At 60.4% G+C, this 20,056-nt stretch carries 18 protein-coding genes; 10 read left to right on the top strand and 8 right to left on the bottom strand.

Annotation, left to right across the window (positions count from 1 at the left end; genetic code table 11):
• The first annotated feature begins 14 nt into the window (after positions 1-14).
• Genes FO013_RS05855 through FO013_RS05845 form a run of 3 tightly spaced genes read left to right on the top strand, consistent with a single transcriptional unit; the run spans position 15 to position 3,063 of the window.
• Positions 15-806 (top strand): alpha/beta hydrolase, encoded by a 792-nt coding sequence (locus FO013_RS05855; protein ID WP_143921637.1) that lies wholly within the window; start codon positions 15-17, stop codon positions 804-806.
• Positions 807-835: 29 nt separating this feature from the next.
• On the top strand, positions 836-1,258 hold the full coding sequence (locus FO013_RS05850) for a hypothetical protein (RefSeq protein WP_143921636.1): 423 nt from the start codon (positions 836-838) through the stop codon (positions 1,256-1,258).
• A 59-nt stretch (positions 1,259-1,317) separates the two neighbouring features.
• Positions 1,318-3,063, top strand: coding sequence for a DEDD exonuclease domain-containing protein (locus FO013_RS05845; RefSeq protein ID WP_143921635.1), 1,746 nt, complete (start codon positions 1,318-1,320; stop codon positions 3,061-3,063).
• Here FO013_RS05845 and trpD read toward each other — a convergent pair.
• Positions 3,031-4,152 (bottom strand): anthranilate phosphoribosyltransferase, encoded by a 1,122-nt coding sequence (gene trpD, locus FO013_RS05840; protein WP_143921634.1) that lies wholly within the window; start codon positions 4,150-4,152, stop codon positions 3,031-3,033. The two genes, FO013_RS05845 and trpD, sit on opposite strands and share 33 nt — an antisense overlap.
• Positions 4,153-4,368: 216 nt before the next feature.
• Between trpD and ctaE the strand changes: the two genes are divergently transcribed.
• From ctaE to qcrB, 4 genes are read left to right on the top strand one after another with little or no spacing between them, the layout of a single operon-like run.
• A complete protein-coding gene (gene ctaE, locus FO013_RS05835) occupies positions 4,369-5,007 on the top strand; it encodes an aa3-type cytochrome oxidase subunit III (RefSeq protein WP_472924386.1) in 639 nt (212 codons plus the stop codon).
• Between the two features lie 57 nt (positions 5,008-5,064).
• Complete coding sequence (qcrC, locus tag FO013_RS05830) at positions 5,065-5,850, top strand: cytochrome bc1 complex diheme cytochrome c subunit (RefSeq protein ID WP_143921633.1); 786 nt, start codon at positions 5,065-5,067, stop codon at positions 5,848-5,850.
• Positions 5,851-5,899: 49 nt separating this feature from the next.
• Positions 5,900-6,943 carry a cytochrome bc1 complex Rieske iron-sulfur subunit gene (qcrA, locus tag FO013_RS05825; RefSeq protein WP_143921632.1) on the top strand — a complete coding sequence of 348 codons (1,044 nt, stop codon included), beginning with the start codon at positions 5,900-5,902 and terminating at the stop codon, positions 6,941-6,943.
• Complete coding sequence (gene qcrB / locus FO013_RS05820; protein ID WP_143921631.1) at positions 6,940-8,565, top strand: cytochrome bc1 complex cytochrome b subunit; 1,626 nt, start codon at positions 6,940-6,942, stop codon at positions 8,563-8,565. The genes qcrA and qcrB overlap by 4 nt, the downstream gene beginning before the upstream one ends.
• A gap of 981 nt (positions 8,566-9,546) precedes the next feature.
• On the opposite strand, the gene FO013_RS05815 is transcribed toward qcrB, so the two are convergent.
• From FO013_RS05815 to FO013_RS05790, 6 genes are all read right to left on the bottom strand, one after another.
• Positions 9,547-9,948 (bottom strand): cytochrome c oxidase subunit 4, encoded by a 402-nt coding sequence (locus tag FO013_RS05815; RefSeq protein WP_143921630.1) that lies wholly within the window; start codon positions 9,946-9,948, stop codon positions 9,547-9,549.
• Entirely contained in the window at positions 9,945-11,642 is a 1,698-nt protein-coding gene (ctaD, locus tag FO013_RS05810; protein ID WP_143921629.1) for an aa3-type cytochrome oxidase subunit I, read from the bottom strand. Before ctaD ends, FO013_RS05815 begins: the two co-directional genes overlap by 4 nt.
• Entirely contained in the window at positions 11,639-12,511 is an 873-nt protein-coding gene (gene ctaC / locus FO013_RS05805; protein WP_143921628.1) for an aa3-type cytochrome oxidase subunit II, read from the bottom strand. Before ctaC ends, ctaD begins: the two co-directional genes overlap by 4 nt.
• Positions 12,512-12,620: 109 nt before the next feature.
• Positions 12,621-13,289 carry a leucyl/phenylalanyl-tRNA--protein transferase gene (gene aat, locus FO013_RS05800; RefSeq protein WP_143921627.1) on the bottom strand — a complete coding sequence of 223 codons (669 nt, stop codon included), beginning with the start codon at positions 13,287-13,289 and terminating at the stop codon, positions 12,621-12,623.
• Between the two features lie 36 nt (positions 13,290-13,325).
• The gene (locus FO013_RS05795) at positions 13,326-13,679 is read right to left on the bottom strand and encodes a HesB/IscA family protein (RefSeq protein ID WP_101618722.1); all 354 of its coding nucleotides are present in this window, start codon (positions 13,677-13,679) and stop codon (positions 13,326-13,328) included.
• 84 nt (positions 13,680-13,763) lie between these two features.
• Entirely contained in the window at positions 13,764-15,137 is a 1,374-nt protein-coding gene (locus FO013_RS05790) for a dipeptidase (protein ID WP_143921626.1), read from the bottom strand.
• Between the two features lie 77 nt (positions 15,138-15,214).
• On the opposite strand from FO013_RS05790, the gene FO013_RS05785 reads away from it, so the two are divergent.
• Positions 15,215-15,775, top strand: a complete 561-nt coding sequence (locus FO013_RS05785; protein WP_235347010.1) for a DUF3043 domain-containing protein — start codon at positions 15,215-15,217, stop codon at positions 15,773-15,775.
• On the opposite strand, the gene FO013_RS05780 is transcribed toward FO013_RS05785, so the two are convergent.
• Positions 15,750-16,856, bottom strand: coding sequence for a quinone-dependent dihydroorotate dehydrogenase (locus FO013_RS05780; RefSeq protein ID WP_143921624.1), 1,107 nt, complete (start codon positions 16,854-16,856; stop codon positions 15,750-15,752). The two genes, FO013_RS05785 and FO013_RS05780, sit on opposite strands and share 26 nt — an antisense overlap.
• A gap of 160 nt (positions 16,857-17,016) precedes the next feature.
• On the opposite strand from FO013_RS05780, the gene FO013_RS05775 reads away from it, so the two are divergent.
• Together FO013_RS05775 and lpdA are read left to right on the top strand one after the other, a co-directional pair.
• A complete protein-coding gene (locus tag FO013_RS05775; RefSeq protein WP_143921623.1) occupies positions 17,017-18,507 on the top strand; it encodes a leucyl aminopeptidase in 1,491 nt (496 codons plus the stop codon).
• Between the two features lie 153 nt (positions 18,508-18,660).
• A complete protein-coding gene (lpdA, locus tag FO013_RS05770; RefSeq protein WP_143921622.1) occupies positions 18,661-20,049 on the top strand; it encodes a dihydrolipoyl dehydrogenase in 1,389 nt (462 codons plus the stop codon).
• Positions 20,050-20,056: the final 7 nt, after the last annotated feature.

Below are 20,056 nucleotides of genomic sequence, written 5' to 3'. Positions count from 1 at the left end.
GCCATGCTGAACCTATGGAGATCGACTACACACCTCAATCGGTGCCGACTGCACCTTACCGGCAGATTGTCCCGGACTCTGAGTCTGCGGTGCTGTTTCTCCATGGGATCACCGGTTCTCCGGCCGCGTGGTTCCCCATCGCCCGGAGCTTGGGCCATCATGGAATCAGCGTCAGCGTGCCGTTGCTTCCGGGCCACGGCACTCGGTGGCAGGACCTCAATTCCACGCCCTGGTCCGAATGGCTCGACGCAGCGAAGGCGGAGCTTCAGGCACTGTCTCGAACTCACTCCCGGGTGGTGGTGGCCGGTCTGTCAATGGGCGGTGCCCTGGCATTGGCACTGGGCGCCGGGGATTCCCCTCCTGACGAGCTCGTTCTGATCAATCCTGCCCTTCACATCGATTCCCCGCTGACGCCGTTTCTGCCCGTCCTCAAGCACGTGGTCACCTCTGTGCCGGCGATCGCCGGCGACATCGCACATCCGGATCGCTGCGAATATGCTTACGATCGCACCCCCGTCGCGGCTATCGCCTCGTTCGCTTCGGCACAGAGAGCTCTTCGCGAGGACCTCTGGCGGATCGAATGCCCAGTCACCCTCTTCGTCTCCGGCCGCGACGGAGTGGTCGGGCCGCGGACCCTGCGAACCTTGCGATCGCGTCTGCCCCAGCGACCGACGATCCTATCTCTGCGTCGATCCCAGCACGTAGCCACCTTGGACAATGATGCGGACATCATCGCCGAGGCGATTCTGGACAAGGCGACATCCGCCGATCGTTTCCCGGCAGGGAACCCCGTAACCGGGGAATAGAGACACCAAGAAGATTGCTGATAGAGGACATGGACGACGAGAAGAACGAGAACTGGCGTGATGAGGTTCCCGAGTCGGAGCGGCTCGGTGATTCTTCGCGCATCAGTGACAGTCACTGGGAGGATCTCGTCAACCAGATTGCAGAGCCCAGCGCCCTGATGGGTGATATGCCTGTTGAAGAGGTCAGGGAGAGACTCGAAGAGGAAGAGGGCTGGGAGCCCGGGCCAGCGGAACCCATCGGCTGGCGCACCGCCTCGCCGACTCTGATGCTCTCCGTGGTCGCGACGTTCGGCGCTGTCCTGCTGTTGGTCCTCGGTGCGATCTTCTTCCGCCCACTGCCCGGCTGGTTTCTGTTGATCGGCATTGCAGTCGGCCTCGGTGGAGCAGTCGGCCTGTTCTTTCATCTCCCGACTAACCGTTCGCCCGACGAGGACAACGGCGCCTCAGTCTGATGCCGCGGTCGAACGTCGGGCCTTCTCCTGTGTCAGGGGCGAGTGAAAGACTGGGGCGCATGTCCACCCCATTCGACCGAGCGCCGTCAGCAACCGCCTCCTCTCAGTTGTCGTTCGACAGTCTTGGCACTCCGCTCCACGAGGTCACTTTCGTGATAGTCGACCTTGAGACAACCGGCACAACTGCCGGAAAATCGGAGATCACGGAGATCGGTGCGGTCAAGATGCGCGGCGGCGAGGTGCTCGGAGAGTTTCAATCTCTGGTCAAGCCCGAGGAATCGGTGATCAGCCCGTTCGTGGCGCGACTGACCGGCATCACACACGCCATGGTCGATGATGCTCCCTCGATTCGCTCTGTGCTGCCGAGCTTTCTGGAGTTCTCCGTCGGTGCCGTCCTGGTTGCGCACAATGCTCCCTTCGACATCGGCTTCCTCCGCTCCGCGTGTGAAAAGCTCGACTATCACTGGCCTCAGCCGACTGTCCTCGACACCGTCACCCTGTCTCGGCGAGTAGTGAGTCGCGATGAGGTCCGCAATCACAAACTGTCGACTCTCGCCGCTCATTTCGGAACCGAGGTATCCCCTGACCACCGAGCACTCTCCGATGCAAAGGCCACGGGAGAGCTGCTGCACCGGGTGCTGGAGCGATTCGGCGGCTATGGCATCACAACTCTCGAAGAGCTGGCCACGGTGCGCCAGGCCGGTTGGGCGAAGCGCCAAGCCAAATCTCATCTGGCCAAAGGGGTTCCGGCCGAGCCTGGCGTCTACATGTTCCTGGATGGAACTCGACGAGTCCTCTACATCGGCAAATCCGGCAATATGGCGCGCCGAGTCCGGGGCTATTTCAACGCTTCGGAGAACCGCGGTCGGATGGCTGAGATGATCACAGCAGCTCAGGAGGTCAGCTGCCTGCCGTGCGCGCACGCGCTCGAGGCCGAGGTCAGGGAGATTCGCCTGATCGGAGAACTCGCCCCGCCGTATAACCGTCGGTCGAAGAACCCCGAACGCAATTCCTGGATCGTTCTCAGCGATGAGGCTTATCCGAGGTTGTCAGTCGTCCGTTCGAACACCGCATTGGAGAAGTCGCCCGCAACGCCCATGGGCCCGTTCCGGTCGCGCAAGACGGCCCAGGCGGTGAAGGAGCTTCTCGACACCCTCTATCCCGTCAAACGATGCACGGCGAGGATCACCTCCGCCAATCTCGGATCGCACCGCCCGTGTGTGAGTTCTCAGGTCGGTCAGTGCGGAGGTCCCTGCGCCGGCGTGATCGACAGGCAGGAGTACCTGGCCGACATCAGCGATCTGGTCGCGGTTATGGACGGTGACTACTCAACGCTGCGTGATCTGTGCACGCAGAGAATGTCGAGATTGGCCACCGAAGCCAGGTATGAGACAGCCGCCGAGGTGCGCGATTCCATGCGCTCGGGACTGGCAAACGCCGCACGTGCCGAGTCCGTTCGTGCCCTGCGAGATATCCCTGAGATCCTTGCGTACTCACCTGGGCCCGAAGGAGGATTCGATCTCGCAGTCATCCGGCATGGGAAGCTGGCCGCCGCTGCACATTCCCGTGGGTCGCGGGGAATCGACGAGGCCTTCGTTGCCATTCGCGCGAGCGCGGAATGGGTTCCTGCGCCAGGGAAGCTTCCAACAGCATCCGACTCGCTGGCGGAAGAGACAAGGCTCTTGTCCCAATGGCTGCAGTCAGCGACGCTGACCTCGATGCGGGGAGCTTGGTCGCTCCCCCGCACCGGGGCCAACTTCCACGCGCAGGAATCAGGAACGGTTCGCCTCGGCGACCCTGTGTGAGACTGCGATGAGCTGGTCGAGCTTCTGCGCACCGAGGCCGGCGTCTACCGTTTCCTGTGCAATAGTCACCTTCGCCGCCAACCGCTCGGTCAGGGTGCCCACAGCAGACTCATCGGCTGCAACGAGTGCCGCTGCTGTATTGATGAGCACGATGTCGCGTACTGCTGACTTCTCTCCGTTGAGCACCGATCGGGTGATCTCAGCGTTCTGTTCGGGCCCGCCGCCACGCAGATCGTTCTTTGTGACACGTTCAAACCCCAGGTCAAGGGCATCGAAGGTCATGTGTTCGACCTCGCCGTGCCGAATCTCCCACACATCGTTGACGTCGGTGTTGCTCAGTTCGTCCAACCCGTCTCTCGAACGGAACACGACTGCCTGGTGACCGCGCTTGGCCAAGGTGCCGACGACCAAAGGCGCCATCTGAGCATCAGCAACACCGATCGCGGCGTGCCGGGCACGGGCCGGGTTCGTCAGCGGTCCGAGGATGTTGAACGCGGTCGGGACGCTGATCTGACGACGCACTGCCGCCACGAACTGCATCGACGGGTGGAAGACATTGGCGAAGCAGAATGCCAGGCCGACTTCCTTCGCGATGATGCCTGTCTGTTCTGGGGTGATGTCGAAGCGGACACCGAGAGCTTCGAGCACATCGGCAGAGCCGGAGGCTGATGACGTCGCGCGGTTGCCATGCTTGACGACGCGCTGTCCGCACGCGGAGATGATCATCGCCGCCGTTGAGGAGATGTTGGCAGTCTTCGCCCGATCGCCGCCGGTACCGACGATATCGACAGAATCCTCGAGACCCGGCAGCGGCACGGCGTGGTCCATCATCGCCGCGACCAGACCGGCTATCTCGGCAACAGTCTCGCCCTTTGTATGGTGTGCCACGAGAAATGCGGCCATTGTCACATCGGGCGTCTGTCCCGACATGATCTGGTCCATTGCCCACGCGGCGGCGGCCTCGTCGAGATCCTGCTGGTGCATAAGCGTCATGAGGAGATCGGGCCAGCTGTAGGTGGCGCCCTGAGGTGTGGTTCGGAGCCCGGAATCCTGTGTTTCCGGGCTTGTCGTACGCGGTGTCTCCGTCATCCGAATGAACTCTCCTTTAGGGTCTTACACCACCTCTGACTACGAGATGGAACTTACCTGCGGAATCCTATCCTGTCTTCGACACGCGGGGGCCGGACGCTCCGAATACGAGATTCCGGCACCAAATCAAGGTTTTCGCTACACCGTGTAGAAAAATATTCACCGAAAGCTGGGTAAAAGATGAAAACTCACCCCGAGACGAGTAATAATGGGGTTGTGTCAACTGCCACTGCATCTCAAACAGCGCCAGCACATCCGGTTGTCAATCGTCCGAATGTGACCACGGTGGGCTTCATCGTGTTCCTCGCGAGCGACCTGATGTTCTTTGCCGCGCTCTTCGCCATGTACTTCACCATTCGATCCGTCGTGCCGGAATTATGGGAGACCCAGACCGAGGTCCTCGACATTCCATATGCGCTCGGCAACACGCTCATTTTGGTGTCGTCTTCATTCACCTGCCAGCTGGGCGTCTTCGCAGCGGAGAAGTTCCGTCCCCGCCGGACGGGTTCTCTGTTCAACATCGCCAAATGGGGAATGGTCGAGTGGTTCTACCTCACCTTCCTCCTTGGCGCGGTCTTCGTCGCCGGCCAGGTGATGGAATACGCCACGCTGGTCAGCGAGGGCATCGCCATCAACAGTGATGGCTATGGTTCCGTCTTCTACCTGACCACCGGGTTCCACGGTATTCACGTGACCATCGGACTCATCTGCTTCCTGCTTGTGATCGGACGAGCATATGGAGCCAAGAAGTTCGGTCATCACGAGGCCACATTCGCGATCTGCGTGTCCTACTACTGGCACTTCGTCGACGTCGTATGGGTGGGTCTCTTCGGAGTCATCTACCTGCTCCAGTAGTCGGCTCGAGATGCTCGGCCATTCGGACTTACAACATTCAAAGCAAAGGACGATCACGTGAAGCTTTTAGCAGATCGCCGCAGGCATCCAATGGCACTGGTTGTGCTGCTCTTGGTGGGCCTGTTGATGACTGGCGGAGCCTACGCCCTCTTCACTCAGACTTCGAGCGCCAAGGCAGATACTGCCAGCGCATCAGATGTCGACGAAGGCAAGAAGCTCTTCGCTGCGAACTGTGCAACATGCCACGGACTCAACGGCGAGGGCTCGAAGGCCGGGCCGGGTCTCATCGGAGTCGGTGCAGCAGCAGTTGACTTCCAGGTCGGAACCGGGCGCATGCCGTTGCAGTCCAATGGGCCGCAGGCACGTGCCAAGGAACCTCAGTTCGACGAAGAGCAGACAGCTCAGCTGGCCGCCTATGTCGCTTCGCTGGGCCCTGGCCCAGCCGTCCCCGAAGACGAGAACCTCGATGCGTCCAAGGGTGATCCTGCTGCAGGCGGTAGTCTCTTCCGCACCAACTGCGCCATGTGCCACAACGTGGTCGGCGCCGGCGGTGCTCTGACCCGAGGCAAATACGCACCGAACCTGGCGGATGTCTCCGAGAAGCACCTGTACGAAGCGATGCAGACCGGTCCGCAGAATATGCCAATCTTCAACGACGCGAACCTGACTCCCGATGACAAGCGCGACGTGATCGCCTATGTCAAAGAGGTTTCGGATACTCCCTCGCCCGGTGGTTTCAAGCTGGGATCCTTGGGACCAGTGGCTGAAGGCCTCTTCATCTGGTTCTTCGGCCTCAGCGCAGTCATCGGACTGACAGTATGGCTGTCATCCAGGGCAAAGTGAGTCAGTCAATGTCGTTCAGTAATCACCACGAGAAAAGACGGGGAATTCAATGACCTCGAAAGACCACTTCGGCGGCGGCAGCCAGCTCGAGGAGTTGAATGGGTTCACGAACCCGGGGCTGCCGGAACACAAGCCTCGGCTTGCTGACGGAGATCCGAAGGCCGCGAAGGTCGCCGAACGCCAGGTGGCGTTGTGGTTCGTGCTGTCGATGGTCGGAACCATCTGGTTCATAGTCGCCTACTTCCTGTTCTCTCCCGGCGAGACTATGCAGAGCATTCGACTCCACAACACCTCCATCGGCCTTGGTGCCGCTGTAGCGATGTTCTCCATCGGTGTCGGCGCCGTTCTGTGGGCGAAGAACCTCATGAGCGATCACGAGGGAATCGATGAGCGTCACGACATCGGTGGCAGTGAAGAGGACCAGGCAGTCGCCCTTGAGATCCTGCACCAGGCGAAGGAAGAGTCGGGAATCGCCCGACGTCCTCTTCTGCGCAACACGCTGATTGCGGCACTGGCCATCGCTCCCCTGCCCGCAGTCCTCGTATTCCGTGACCTGGGCCCTCTGCCCGGGGACAAGCTGTTCCACACTCTCTGGGGCAAGGGCATTCGCCTGATCCAGGACCCGGGCGGCATTCCATCAGTGGAATCCGAACGCCCGATCAAGGCAGATGACGTCACCATCGGTTCGGCCTACCACGTGTTGCCATCAGGCATCGGCGATGAAGAGAACGCCGAACACCCGTTGGAGGAGAAGGCAAAAGCCGCCGTTCTGCTGATGCGCATCGATCCCAAGGAACTCAAAGAGGATCCGGATCGCAAGGACTGGTCACACGACGGCATTGTCGCCTATTCCAAGATCTGCACCCATGTCGGTTGCCCCGTCGCACTGTATGAGCACCAGACACACCACCTGCTCTGCCCGTGCCACCAGTCGACCTTCGATGTGACCGAACACTGCAAGGTCATCTTCGGCCCGGCCAAACGTCCACTGCCGCAGCTGCCCATCTCGGTCGACAGCGAAGGCTATCTGGTCGCACAGTCGGACTTCCCTGAGCCCGTCGGACCTACGTTCTGGGAGATCAATCACCCATGAGTACTACACAACCCACAACCACCATCGGGAAGGCCGCGAACTTCGCCGAGACTCGAGTCGGGGCTTCAGTCCTCGTCCGCGAGTTCGGACGCAAGATCTTTCCTTCCCACTGGTCGTTCATGCTCGGTGAGGTCGCTCTCTACAGCTTCGTCATCGTTATCCTCTCCGGCACGTTCCTGACCTTCTTCTTCACCCCTGCAATGGGTGAGATGCACTATGAAGGTCCATGGGCGCCGCTGCGCGGCGTCGAGATCTCAGAGGCGTACAACTCGACTCTGGCGATCTCATTCGAGATCCGCGGTGGCCTGTTCATCCGTCAGATGCACCACTGGGGTGCGCTGCTGTTCGTCGCAGCACTGAGCATCCATATGCTGCGTGTCTTCTTCACCGGCGCTTTCCGTCGCCCCCGCGAGCTCAACTGGATCGTCGGTGTTCTTCTGGTCATCATGGGTATGGCGGCAGGTTTCACCGGCTACTCACTGCCCGATGATCTGCTCTCGGGCAACGGTCTGCGAATCATTGACGGGATCGTCAAATCACTGCCCCTGGTCGGAACGTATCTCTCCTTCTTCATCTTCGGCGGAGAGTTCCCGGGCACCGACATCGTCGCCAGGCTCTATTCCCTCCACATCATGATCGTTCCCGCGTTGCTGATAGCACTGATCGGCATCCACCTGGTGTTCGTCGTCGTACACAAGCACACGCAGTACCCGGGTGCCGGCAACACCGAGAAGAACGTGGTGGGCGAGCCTGTTCTGCCGACATTCGCAGCCAAGGGCGGAGGCTTCTTCTTCCTCATCTTCGGCTTGGTGGCACTGATCTCAGCACTCTTCACGATCAACCCGATCTGGAACTACGGGCCCTATGACCCCTCACCGGTGTCTGCAGGTACACAACCCGACTGGTACATCGGTTGGGCAGACGGATTCCTGCGCATCGTTCCAGGCTGGCTCGAGTTCTACATCGCCGGTTGGCCGATCTCGCTGAATATCAACAGCGCGGTGATTGTCATGGGCGGCGTGTTCGGAGCGATGTTCATCTATCCGTTCTTCGAATCCTGGCTGCTCAAGGACAAGCGCGAACACCACATCCTCGATCGTCCGCGCAACAACCCCACGCGTACCGCCATCGGTGTTGCAGGCATCATCTTCTACTGCAACATGTGGGCTGCAGCCTCGGGTGACATCATCGCCGTGTTCTTCCAGATGTCACTCAACGACATGATCTACATATTCCGCATCGTGTTCTTCCTCGGACCGATCATCGGCTACATGATCACGAAGCGGATGTGCATCGGTCTGCAGCGCAAGGATCGTGAGATCGCACTGCATGGACGTGAGACGGCCAATATCATCCGTCTCCCCCACGGTGAGTTCCTTGAGCGTCACGAAGCTCTGCCTCCGCATAAGCTGTGGAAGCTGACAGCGTTCGAGTCGCCCACGCATACGCCCGCGGAGCCGAATGCGGACGGTAAGATCACCGGACTCGAGAAGTTCCGTGCGAAGCTCTCCAAGTTCTTCTTCGAGGACCGTGTTGCGCCAGTGACGAAGCAGGAGCTCGAAGCATCGCACCACGACCACGATTCGGTTGAATCGAACACTCACAACCAGATCGGTCACTGATCGAGTCAGAGTTCAGATGACGTGATTCTGACGAGTCGACGGTATGACGGAGGGGCCCAACATCAACTGTTGGGCCCCTCCGTCATACCGTCATCGTGCGCCGATGAGCACCCGAACTGAGTGTTTGTGCTGTCGTCATTCCGTGCGCGACGGTCGACCGTGCGTGCTGACACCTTCACCATCACCGAGGTGGAGATCGAGTGTCCCATCCGAACTGCGCTCGACGACGGAAGTTCCGACATTCGGCACCGTAGGTTCAATCAGCTTCAGCAACGGGGACCTCGTAGCGTCCGCTTGCACCTACTCCCCTGCCTCTCCGATCGGACTACATGGTGAAGTTCATCTCGGATTCGGCGATCAGCAATGCGGAACACTATGTGGAATACTACGGTGCACCCGGGATCAGCACAGTTTGGGGCTGTGACGGTCGTTGGAGCAAGGTGGGGGTCTGCAACGCGCCGCCGGCGGCGGAGGTCGCGTAGACCGATTAACCGAAGGCGAGGGCTGAAGATATCAAGCAGAGTTCGTCGACCGGGACGCACTGTCAGACACCGAAGGCGACTAGGTCGGACTCTTCAGACTCTTGCACGACATTCTTGTCGCCGAGTCGGGCGCCTGTTGGCCTATGAAGTCGAGCAGCGCGGATTTCGCGGAATCTCCCGGGTGATGGATGGTCCACCAACTCGTCATCTTCCGGGTCATCACGCAGCAGCAGCGAAGGCTGGTCGAGGCGAGTCGGTGACTACTGCGTTCCTCGTCCGGTCGGTCATCGCGGGGCTCTGCAGGTCTTCCTGGTTGCCGCGGTGACAACGGTCTGGCCAGATCGCCTGGCAGTCCATTGCCACGGAGAAACTCGCCCGGCGTGGTGTCCGATCCACTGGCGCTGTTCAATGAGACTGTAGGTGAATACGGCGATGGCCCGGACTCGAATGAGTCCGGGCCATCAGCGCTGTCTGTTATCGGTGTTCGTGATTGAACGGATCAGTGGGCGTGGTCCCCACGATCGTGTTCGTACGACAGTCCGACCAGAGCTACCAGGCCGAGTACGGCACCGAACGGGAAGATCCACCAGCCCATGGCGATTCCGTAGAACGCCACAGCGGCCGCACCGGCACACGCGATCGGCCACCAGCTCCAAGGGCTGAAGAAGCCATAGTCCGCATCTGCATCGGAGATCTCTGCATGCTCATTATCCTGCGGCTGGCGACCGACCCGACGGTCTGTCAGCCACAGGTAGACGCCGATCATCAAGGACATCGCACCGACGAGGAGCAATGCTGGGAATCCGACCATCTCAGCGAAGTCCGTGTAGAACCCATAGAAGACTCCAACGGCTGCGAAGAAGATGCCACAGATCATGAAGACATAGATCGAGGATTTCACTTGACGTTACCTCCTGTGAGTTGCGGCTCTGCGGTCCCGTGCCCGGCGTACTCGAGCAGCTCCGGGTGGTTCACATCGAATGCCGGGCGTTCGGAACGGATGCGCGGCAGCGAGGTGAAGTTGTGGCGAGGAGGTGGGCAGGAAGTCGCCCACTCCAGTGATCCGCCGTAACCCCATGGGTCATCGACTGTCACCTTCGGTGCATTGCGAGCGGTGATCCACACGTTCCAGAAGAAGGGAACCATGGACAGGCCGAGGAGCATTGCGCCGACAGTCGACACCTGGTTCATCCATGTGAAGCCGTCTTGTGGGAGGTAGTCAGCATAGCGACGGGGCATTCCGTCGACTCCCAGCCAGTGCTGGACGAGGAAGGTGCCGTGGAAGCCGACGAACAGCATCCAGAAGTGAATGTGCCCCAGCTTCTCATTGAGCATCCTGCCGGTCCACTTCGGCCACCAGAAGTAGAAACCGGCGAACATCGCGAACACGACTGTGCCGAAGACCACGTAGTGGAAGTGAGCGACGACGAAGTAGGAGTCCGAGACCTGCATATCGAGAGCAGGGCTGGCCAGGATGACACCGGTGAGACCACCGAAGAGGAATGTGACGAGGAACCCGATCGACCAGACCATGGGAGTCTCGAAGGTGATCGATCCCCGCCACATCGTGCCGACCCAGTTGAAGAACTTCACCCCTGTAGGAATCGCGATGAGCATTGTCATGAAGGCGAAGAACGGCAGTGCGACAACACCGGTGACATACATGTGGTGGGCCCACACGGTCACGGACAGTGCCGCGATCGAGATCGTCGCGAAGACCAGTTCCTTGTAGCCGAAGACAGGCTTGCGGCTGAATACCGGGAAGATCTCCGTCACGATGCCGAAGAAGGGCAGGGCAATGACATAGACCTCTGGGTGACCGAAGAACCAGAACAGGTGCTGCCACAGTATCGGTCCGCCGTTGCCGGGGCTGAAGACGTGTGATCCCAGTATTCGGTCGGCGCCCAACACGAGCAGAGCGGCTGCGAGGGGCTGGAAGGCCATCAGGACGAGGATGCCGGTGATCAGAGTGTTCCAGGTGAAGATCGGCATACGGAACATGGTCATACCTGGAGCACGCATCGTGATGATGGTGGTGATGAAGTTGACCGAGCCGAGGATCGTTCCGATCCCCTGCAGCGCCAAGCCGAGTACCCAGAGGTTGCCTCCGGCACCCGGAGTGAACGTTGTATTGCTCAGTGGCGCGTATGCGGTCCATCCGAACGAGGCCGCACCCTGAGGGGTGAGGAATCCGGACAGGGCAACGAGCGAACCGAAGAGGAACATCCAGAAGGCGAAGGCGTTGAGACGAGGGAAAGCCACGTCTGGGGCACCGATCTGCAGCGGCATGATCACGTTGGCAAAGCCGGCGAACAACGGAGTCGCGAACATCAGCAGCATGAGAGTGCCGTGCATTGTGAACAGCTGGTTGTACTGTTCCTTCGTCTCAATGATCTGCATGCCCGGATCGAAGAGCTCGAGCCGGATGATGAGCGCCATGACGCCACCGACGCAGAAGAAGATGAACGATGCGATCAGATACATGTAGCCGATCGTCTTATGGTCTGTCGACGTGATCCAGTCGACGATGACCTTTCCTTTGCTCCGAGGAACAACAGGGGCATCAAGAGCCGGCTGATTCATCGTTGCGGTCATTTTTCAGCACCTTCTTTCGGGTACCAGTTGCGATCGTACTCAGGACCGAGCTGACCCTTGTTGCCTTCGTCGCCGAGGGACTTGGTGTAGTCCTCGAATTCGGCCTTGGATACGACCTTCACGTTGAAGAGCATCTCCGAGTGGTACTCACCGCACAGCTCGGCGCACTTGCCTACGTACTCGCCTTCTTTCTCGGCGCGCAGATGCAGACTCTGGTCGTGACCAGGAATCATGTCGCGCTTCTCGAGGAATGCGGGGACCCAGAACGAGTGGATGACATCTCGTGAGCGAAGTTTGATCTCGAGGTCGGTGTCGACCGGAAGGTACAGAGTCGGTGCCTTCTCCCCCGGCTTCTCAGAGCCATCGAGGTGAACCTGCGTACCTGCGTAGTACACGTCTTGATTGACGTAGTTGAAGTCCCACGCCCATTGTTTTGCGGCAACTTCGATGACCTGTTCACCGGGAGTGGTGTCGTCGGTGGTCTTCTCCATGACCTGGACGCTCTGGAAGAAGAATCCGAGAACCAGGATGACTGGGGTGACCGTGAACAGGATTTCGATCGGCATACTGTAGCGCAGCTGCACAGGCAGTCCGCGATCGTTCTTGCGGCGGCGGTAAGCGACCATCGCCCACAGGATGAGCCCCCAGACGATCAGCCCCACAATCAGCAGGGCGATCCATGCGCCGTTCCACAGTGAGGTGTAGGCCTCGGTGTGGTTGGTGGCGCCCTTCGATTCGGCGGGGAAGAATCCTGTGGAGACTTGCTCTTTCGTGCAGCCGGACAGCAACGCCAGTACAGCGACGGCGCCCAGAGTGCCGAGCCGCTTCGCCCAGGACCTTCCCGGTCCTGCCTGATTCGGAGAATCCACGTGCAGCCTTTCACAACCGTATTCGTCCTCCGGATGCCCGAAGGACGAATTCTTACTATGTCAGTTCCCAGAGTACCGCTACAAGCGGTAGAAATTCACATGCAAATGATCATTTGTTGAGAAAAACCTGACAACGATTCCCGCGGAGAGCGGAATCTAGCCGAGCGGAGTAGTCGAGACCGCTGATCTCCGACACGCCGAGGCTCGCCAGGTGTGACGTCTGCCACTGCGTATCGATGAGCCATCCATTCGCGTCGTCATCAGTGTCGACCGAGGTGGGAAGTGTTGGAGCCGTGGTTCCATCGAGGAGGGAGACGAGGTGGACAAGTGCGGCCTTCGAGGCGTCTCGCTGGGTGTGAAACATCGATTCTCCGGCGAAGAACGAGCCGATGGCCACACCGTAGAGACCTCCCACGAGGACGCCTTCTGATCTGACTTCGACAGAATGAGCCCATCCCCCTGAGTGGAGGCCCAAGTAGAGGCCGATGATGTCTTCGGTGATCCAGCTGCCGGGCCTGCTGGGGTCCGCGCAGGCGCGAATGACCCGTTCGAAATCCATGTTTACGCTGCATTCAAAGCGGCGCATGGACTTGCGCAGACTCTTGCTGACTTTGAGGTCCCCTGGGAACAGCACACCTCGACGTCGCGGTGCCCACCATCCCATTCGTCCGGTGCCGCCGTTGCCGATGCCCATGGGGAACAGTCCGGCCCGATACGAAGAGAGGACCTGGGGCTGCGTTGCCGTGTATGACACGGCGCGCAGATCCTCCAGGTCCATCTCGGTGACTTTCAGGTCTGTCTCAGCGGGCGGACATCAGTGGAACGAGTCGCCGCATGCGCAGGAGCCGCCAGCGTTCGGGTTGTCGATCGTGAAGCCCTGCTTCTCGATGGTGTCAGCGAAATCGATGGTCGAGCCACCGAGGTAGGGCACGCTCATCCGATCCACGATGACCTCGACTCCGTCGAAGTCACGCACAGCGTCACCGTCGAGCTGACGCTCGTCGAAGTACAGCTGATAGATCAGACCAGAGCAGCCGCCGGGCTGAACGGCCACACGCAGTCGCAGGTCGTCGCGACCTTCCTGCTGCAACAGGCTGCGCACCTTGTCGGCCGCCGTGCTCGACAGTTCAACCTCGTGCGTGGCCATCGCTTCGTTCGTCACAGTCATGGTTACTCCTTATTTCGATCCTGCCTGTCTCCAGGCTACACCGCGCACAACGCTATCGACGATGAACCTATTCCCGAGTCGCCCTCAACTCGCTGCCAGTTTCTGCAGAAGAAGCGCTTCGGCCACGATTGCCGCCTTGAAATCGGGCAGGTACAGCGACTCATTCGCGCTGTGTGCCCTGGCGTCCGGGTCTTCGACTCCGGTGACGAGGATTGAGGCCTGGGGGAACACCTCGAGGAGATCGGCGATGAAAGGGATCGAGCCGCCGATGCCCATGGTCACGGACTCCTGCCCCCATGCTTCGGTGAGGGCGCGTTGGGCGGTCTGCACCACGGGATCGTTCGCGTCTGCCTGCCATGGGCTGCCACCCTCCGTGTCTCCGATGGTGAGGGTGGCGCCGAAGGGAAGATTGTCACGCAGGTGCGCTTCGACTGCCTGGGCCGCGTCCTCGGGTGTGTCTCCTGGGGCCAACCGGATCGACAGCTTTGCCCGCAAGCTGGACTGGAGAGTGTTCGAGGAGACATCGACGTCGGGGATGTCGAGTCCGATGACGGTGATCGCAGGCTGGGTCCACAGTCGGGAAGCCAGGGATCCGGAACCGATGAGTGAAGTCGATTCCAGAACACCGGAGTCGGAGCGGATCGTCGACTCTTCGTAGTCGATGTCGCTGTCGATCTGTGACTTGAGTCCTTGGACGGCAACGGAGCCGTTCTCATAGTGGAGGCTGCTCAGCACCCGCGTCATGGCCAGCATCGCGTCGGGGACGATTCCGCCGTACATTCCCGAATGCACCGCGTGATCGAGTGTGGAGATCTCGAACTCGATGGCGCACATGCCCCGCAGGCTGGTTGTCAGAGCTGGAGTGCCCGCCGCCCAATTCCCGGAATCGGCAACGACGATGACGTCGGCAGCAAGTTTGTCCTGGTAGGTCTCCAGGAAGTTGCGGAAGCTCGGGCTGCCAGCCTCTTCCTCGCCTTCGATGAAGAGTCTCACCCCTACGCCGAGGCGGTCTGCCAGGAGCCGCAGCGATGTGAGGTGGACCATGACGCCGGCTTTGTCGTCGGCGGCCCCACGACCATAGAGACGATCCCCGACCCGGGTGGCGATGAAGGGTTCGGTCTCCCAAGCTTCGGGCTTGCCGGGAGGCTGGACGTCGTGGTGAGCGTAGAGCAGTACGGTCGGTGCACCTGCTGGAGCCGGCACCGAGGCGACAACTGCCGGGTACCCGTCCGTTCCGTCCTCCTGTGCCGCGCTCAGGATGTCGACGTGAAGGCCCAGATTGCGGGCGAGGCCGGCGACTGCTTCGGCGCTGGCTTGAACGTTGGCGGGATCGAAGCTCGGCCAGGCGACCGAGGGGATCGCCACGAGATCGGTCAACTGGTCGATGACCTCGTCGAAAATAGTGTCGAGTTCGGCATGTAATTGTGCACTGTCCAGTGCAGAAGTCGATTCGCTCATTCTCCAAAGGTAGTATTCATTAGGTGTTCGGAAGCAAAAAATCTCATGAGGATGCGCAATCCTCCGACAATCGACCGGTGAACGATGACGGTTCACACCCTGGTGCTGCCACGCAGCGTGAGGCTGAGCAGAAGAAAGGACGACCGACGCCCAAGCGCAGTCAACAGGAATCGGTGCGTAAGCAGCCGCTGGTTTCGAAGGATCGCAAGGTGGCGAACCAGAGGGCCAAGGAACAGACGCGCAAGGACCGCGATCGTGCCCGCATCGGCATGATGAACGGCGAAGAGCAGTACCTCACACGCCGCGACAAAGGTCCCCAGCGTCGCTATGTTCGCGACTACATCGATGCTCGCTTCTCAATCGGTGAGCTGTTCATCCCCGCCGCGATTCTGATCTTGGTTGTGGCATTCACACAGCCGGTCGCCATTCAGCAGTACTTCACCTACGCGGTCTGGGGCCTGCTGGCGTTGGTCATCCTCGACGGCGTCATCGTCAACTACATCCTCAAGGGACGGTTGAAAGCCAAGTTCGGAACCGTCGAACGAGGCCTGGCCTTCTACGCGATCATGCGCAGCGTCCAGATCCGTCCGCTGCGCATGCCGAAGCCTCAGGTCAAGCGCCGCCAGTACCCCGAGTGAGCAGAGTCTGGGCCCGCCTGGCGCGGATGATCCGTCCGGGCCAGAACGGTCCGGAGTAGATCATCTCCGAATAGGACTGAACAAGATCAGCGCCCGCCGCAAGTCGGGCGCTGATGTCATTGGAATCAGCGATTCCGCCGACCGAGATGATGCTCAAGTTCTCGCCTACGGTGGCCTTGACCAACCGCAGGACTTCCATCGACCGGCGAGCCAACGGTCGGCCCGAGATTCCACCAGCCTGGCCGCGAGCGAAGTCAGCTTCCCGACCAGTCAGCACGTCCCGATCGATCGTGGTGTTGGTGGCGATGAGGCCATCGACACCCGAACGCACCGCGAGATCACAGATCTCTACGACATCGTCGTCATTGAGATCGGGTGCGATCTTGACCAGCAGCGGCACATGACCGAGCGTGGAACGAGGAGTTGTCACCACCTCGGCGGCGGCAGAGCGCACGGCGTCGATGATGGGCTCCAGACTCGACACAGACTGCAGGTCACGCAGACCCGGAGTGTTCGGCGAACTCACATTGATGACGAGGTAGTCAGCCAGAGGCGCACAGAACCGCGCTGAACTCGCATAGTCCTCGACCGCATCGGCAGCGTCGACGACCTTGGTCTTGCCGATGTTGATCCCGATGATCGGGCGCTGGGCATCAGGCAGGGAGACAATCGACCTCCGCTGCTTTTCGATGTTGAAAGCAGCCTGCCGGGCACCCTGGTTGTTGAAGCCCATCCGATTGAGCAGCGCAAGATTGTCCCGCAGACGAAACAGTCGAGGCTTGTCATTGCCGGGCTGAGCATGAGCGGTGATCGTGCCGACCTCGATATGGCCGAAGCCCAGCGCAGACAGCGCGCGAATCCCTTCACCGTTCTTGTCGAAACCAGCTGCGAGTCCGAGGCGATTGGGGAAGCGCAGGCCCAGCACATCCACCTCATCGCGGGTGCCGCGGGCCAGAACCAAACGCAGCAGACGTCCCAGACCAGGGACGGAGTCGAGGATTCTCAGCGCTGTGAACGACACATGATGTGCGCGTTCGGCATCCATGGGGGCGAAGAAGAGTTTGAAGATAAGTGAGTACACACCTCCAGAATATGTCAGGTGAAAGATCGGCCGAAGGGCGGCACGGTTCACAGACAGAGGGAATTCACACAGTTCCCTGTTCAGAACGGTCACCGTTATCCATCCCCCGTGAAATGGCATTAGGATCGATTCAACGTTCAAAGACGATGAAAGGGAATATATGCCCAGTGCATCCACGCCCACCAGCTACTCTTCGACCACACTCGTGAAAGCCACCGCTTCCGTTCTGGTGTTGGGAGTCGCTGACGACAAGGTCCTCGGCCTCGACACTGCGAAAACCGCACGCACCGCTCTGGAGGACGTGGTCCGCGCCATCGAATTCAGCGGCAAGGCCGGATCCACCGCACGAGTAGCCGCGCCCAAGGGCTTCTCCTCGACGAGCATCCTGCTGGTCGGTCTCGGCGCCTTCGACTCCACAGCATCCGGCAATGACGCCGCAGCGAAGTCGCACGAAGTCCTCCGCCGCGCCGCAGGCAGCGCCCTGCGTGCCCTCGACGGTGTGGATTCGATTGCTGTGGGCCTGCCGGCCATCACCGCTCAGGCAGTCGAAGCCGTCACCATCGGTGCGGGCCTCGGCGCCTACCGCTTCATCGACTACCGCAGCCAGGACGCAGACAAGGTGCCCGGAGCGGTCACCATCCTCGGGCCCAAGAGCAAAGAGCACTCGGCAGCACACTCCAACGGCGCGATCATCGCCGCAGCGACGAATCGTGCTCGCGACCTCGTCAATACCCCTCCCCTCGATCTCTACCCCGAATCCTTCGCCCAGCGCGTCAAGGATCAGGGCAAGGAACGCAAGCTCAAAGTGAGCGTCCTCGGCGAGAAGGAACTCCAAGCCGGTGGATACGGTGGACTCATCGGTGTCGGCCAGGGATCAACCCGCGGCCCGCGTCTGGTCAAAGTCGAATACTCCCCCAAGGGTGCCGAGCGTCACGTGAGCTTCGTCGGCAAGGGCATCACCTTCGACTCCGGCGGCATCTCCCTCAAACCCGCAGCGAGCATGGAGGACATGAAGTCCGACATGGCCGGTGCGGCAGCCGTCGTCCAGGCCCTGTTCGCCATTGCAGACCTGGGACTGCCAGTCCGCGCGACTGCCTGGCTGCCCCTGGCTGAGAACATGCCGGGATCATCGGCTACTCGTCCCAGCGACGTGCTGCATATGCGCAGCGGCAAGACGGTCGAAGTCACCAATACCGATGCCGAGGGCCGCTTGGTCCTCGCCGATGCGTTGGCAGACGCCAGCGCAGAGAATCCTGATCTGCTCATCGACGTGGCCACACTGACAGGTGCGCAGGTAGTGGCTTTGGGAAATCGGACGTCAGGCGTCATGGGCGCTGAGGCTGCACGCAATCTCGTGACCGCTTCAGCCGCGGTTGCCGGTGAAGAGATGTGGGCAATGCCCATCCCCGAGGAGATGCTCTCCGGTTTCGACTCCAATGCCGCGGACCTGAAGAACTCCGGTCCCCGCCACGGCGGTATGCTCGCCGCCGCCGCATTCCTCCAGGAATTCGTCGGCGAGGACGCGAACTGGGCACACATTGACATCGCCGGACCGAGCTTCAACACCGGGTCCGCATTCGGCTACACCCCGATCGCCGCCACCGGCGCGGCAGTTCGGACCCTCATCCAAGCAGCGAAGCAGGTGAACTGACACACCAGATTTCTACATGCTGTCGATCTTGACGTGATCATCGCCACCTGTGTCCAAACAGACAGCGTGTGCTTTCGCCCTTGGCGAGAAAAGTGGAAAGATAGAAGGAAAGCTGCGTAAGGCAGGCTTATTCACAGCTACGAGGAGTAATCCGTGAGTGACTCATTGACCTACGACCTTGTCGTTCTGGGCGGCGGAACCGGCGGCTACGCCGCCGCGCTGCGCGCTGCAGAGCTCGACATGAAGGTTGCTTTGATCGAACGCGACAAGGTTGGCGGCACATGCTTGCACCGCGGTTGTGTTCCGACGAAGGCGCTTCTGCATGCTGCAGAAGTCGCTGACACAGCGAAGGAATCGTCCAACTTCGGCATTGAGGTCGAATTCAAGGGCATCGACATCGAGAAAGTTCTCGACTACAAGAACAATGTCATTTCTCGCAACTATAAGGGCCTGCAGGGTCTGGTCAAAGCACGTGGAATCGACACGTACTTCGGCACCGGCAAACTCGTCGGCAAGGACACGGTCGAGGTCGAAGGTGAAGACGGCAAGCACACCGTCACCGGCACGAATGTTCTCCTGTCGACGGGTTCGACGTCGAAGACCATCGGCCTCGACATCACCGAGCGTGTGATCACGAGCACCGAAGCTCTCGAGCTCGACAAGGTCCCCGGCTCAGCGATCGTCCTCGGCGGCGGCGTCATCGGCGTCGAGTTCGCCAGCGTGTGGTCGTCGTTCGGTGCCAAGGTCACCATCGTTGAGGGACTCAAGCACCTCGTGGCCAACGAGGACGAGACGATCTCGAAGAACCTCGAACGTGCCTTCAAGAAACGCAAGATCGGCTTCAAGCTCGGCACCATGTTCAAGGGCGTCGAAGAGACCGCCGACGGAGTCAAGGTGACTCTCGAAGACGGTTCGGTCCTCGAAGCCGAGTACCTCCTCGTTGCTGTCGGCCGTGGCCCGGTCACCGACGGGTTCGGCTTCGAAGAGCAGGGCATCCCTATGGACCGCGGATTCGTCCTGGCCAATGAGCGGCTCCACACCGGCGTCGGCAACATCTACGCCTGCGGCGACATCGTTCCCGGCCTGCAGCTGGCCCACCGTGCCTTCGGTCAGGGAATCTTCATCGCCGAGGAGATCGCTGGACTCAACCCGGTTCCTGTGTTGGAATCCGGTATTCCTCGCGTGACCTACTGCGAACCTGAGATCTTCTCTGTCGGACTCTCGTCCAAGCAGGCCGAAGAGCGGTATGGAGCCGACAGCGTCGAATCCATCGAATACAACCTGGGTGGCAACGGCAAGTCCGTGATCCTGAATACCACGGGTCTGATCAAGGTCATCCGTGAGAAGGACGGACCCGTCGTCGGCGTCCACGGCATTGGCGCTCGACTGAGCGAACAGGCCGGCGAAGCCCAACTGATCGTCAACTGGGAGGCATTCCCAGAGGAAGTTGCGCAACTCATTCACGCTCACCCGACGCAGAATGAAGCACTCGGCGAGGCCCACCTGGCCCTTGCCGGCAAACCCCTGCACTTCCACTCTTAAGATCCGA

The sequence above is a fragment of the Brevibacterium aurantiacum genome, assembly GCF_007558825.1.
GTDB lineage: Bacteria > Actinomycetota > Actinomycetes > Actinomycetales > Brevibacteriaceae > Brevibacterium > Brevibacterium aurantiacum_A.
This window is presented reverse-complemented; position numbering and strand designations above follow the sequence as displayed.

Excerpts from the sequence above, each read along its gene's own strand:
- FO013_RS05855 (WP_143921637.1), top strand. The coding sequence starts at position 15 with ATGGAGATCGACTACACACCTCAATCGGTGCCGACTGCACCTTACCGG.
- FO013_RS05850 (WP_143921636.1), top strand. The coding sequence starts at position 836 with ATGGACGACGAGAAGAACGAGAACTGGCGTGATGAGGTTCCCGAGTCG.
- FO013_RS05845 (WP_143921635.1), top strand. The coding sequence starts at position 1,318 with ATGTCCACCCCATTCGACCGAGCGCCGTCAGCAACCGCCTCCTCTCAG.
- trpD (WP_143921634.1), bottom strand. The coding sequence starts at position 4,152 with ATGACGGAGACACCGCGTACGACAAGCCCGGAAACACAGGATTCCGGG.
- qcrA (WP_143921632.1), top strand. The coding sequence starts at position 5,900 with ATGACCTCGAAAGACCACTTCGGCGGCGGCAGCCAGCTCGAGGAGTTG.
- qcrB (WP_143921631.1), top strand. The coding sequence starts at position 6,940 with ATGAGTACTACACAACCCACAACCACCATCGGGAAGGCCGCGAACTTC.
- ctaD (WP_143921629.1), bottom strand. The coding sequence starts at position 11,642 with ATGACCGCAACGATGAATCAGCCGGCTCTTGATGCCCCTGTTGTTCCT.
- aat (WP_143921627.1), bottom strand. The coding sequence starts at position 13,289 with ATGGACCTGGAGGATCTGCGCGCCGTGTCATACACGGCAACGCAGCCC.
- FO013_RS05795 (WP_101618722.1), bottom strand. The coding sequence starts at position 13,679 with ATGACTGTGACGAACGAAGCGATGGCCACGCACGAGGTTGAACTGTCG.
- FO013_RS05790 (WP_143921626.1), bottom strand. The coding sequence starts at position 15,137 with ATGAGCGAATCGACTTCTGCACTGGACAGTGCACAATTACATGCCGAA.
- FO013_RS05775 (WP_143921623.1), top strand. The coding sequence starts at position 17,017 with ATGCCCAGTGCATCCACGCCCACCAGCTACTCTTCGACCACACTCGTG.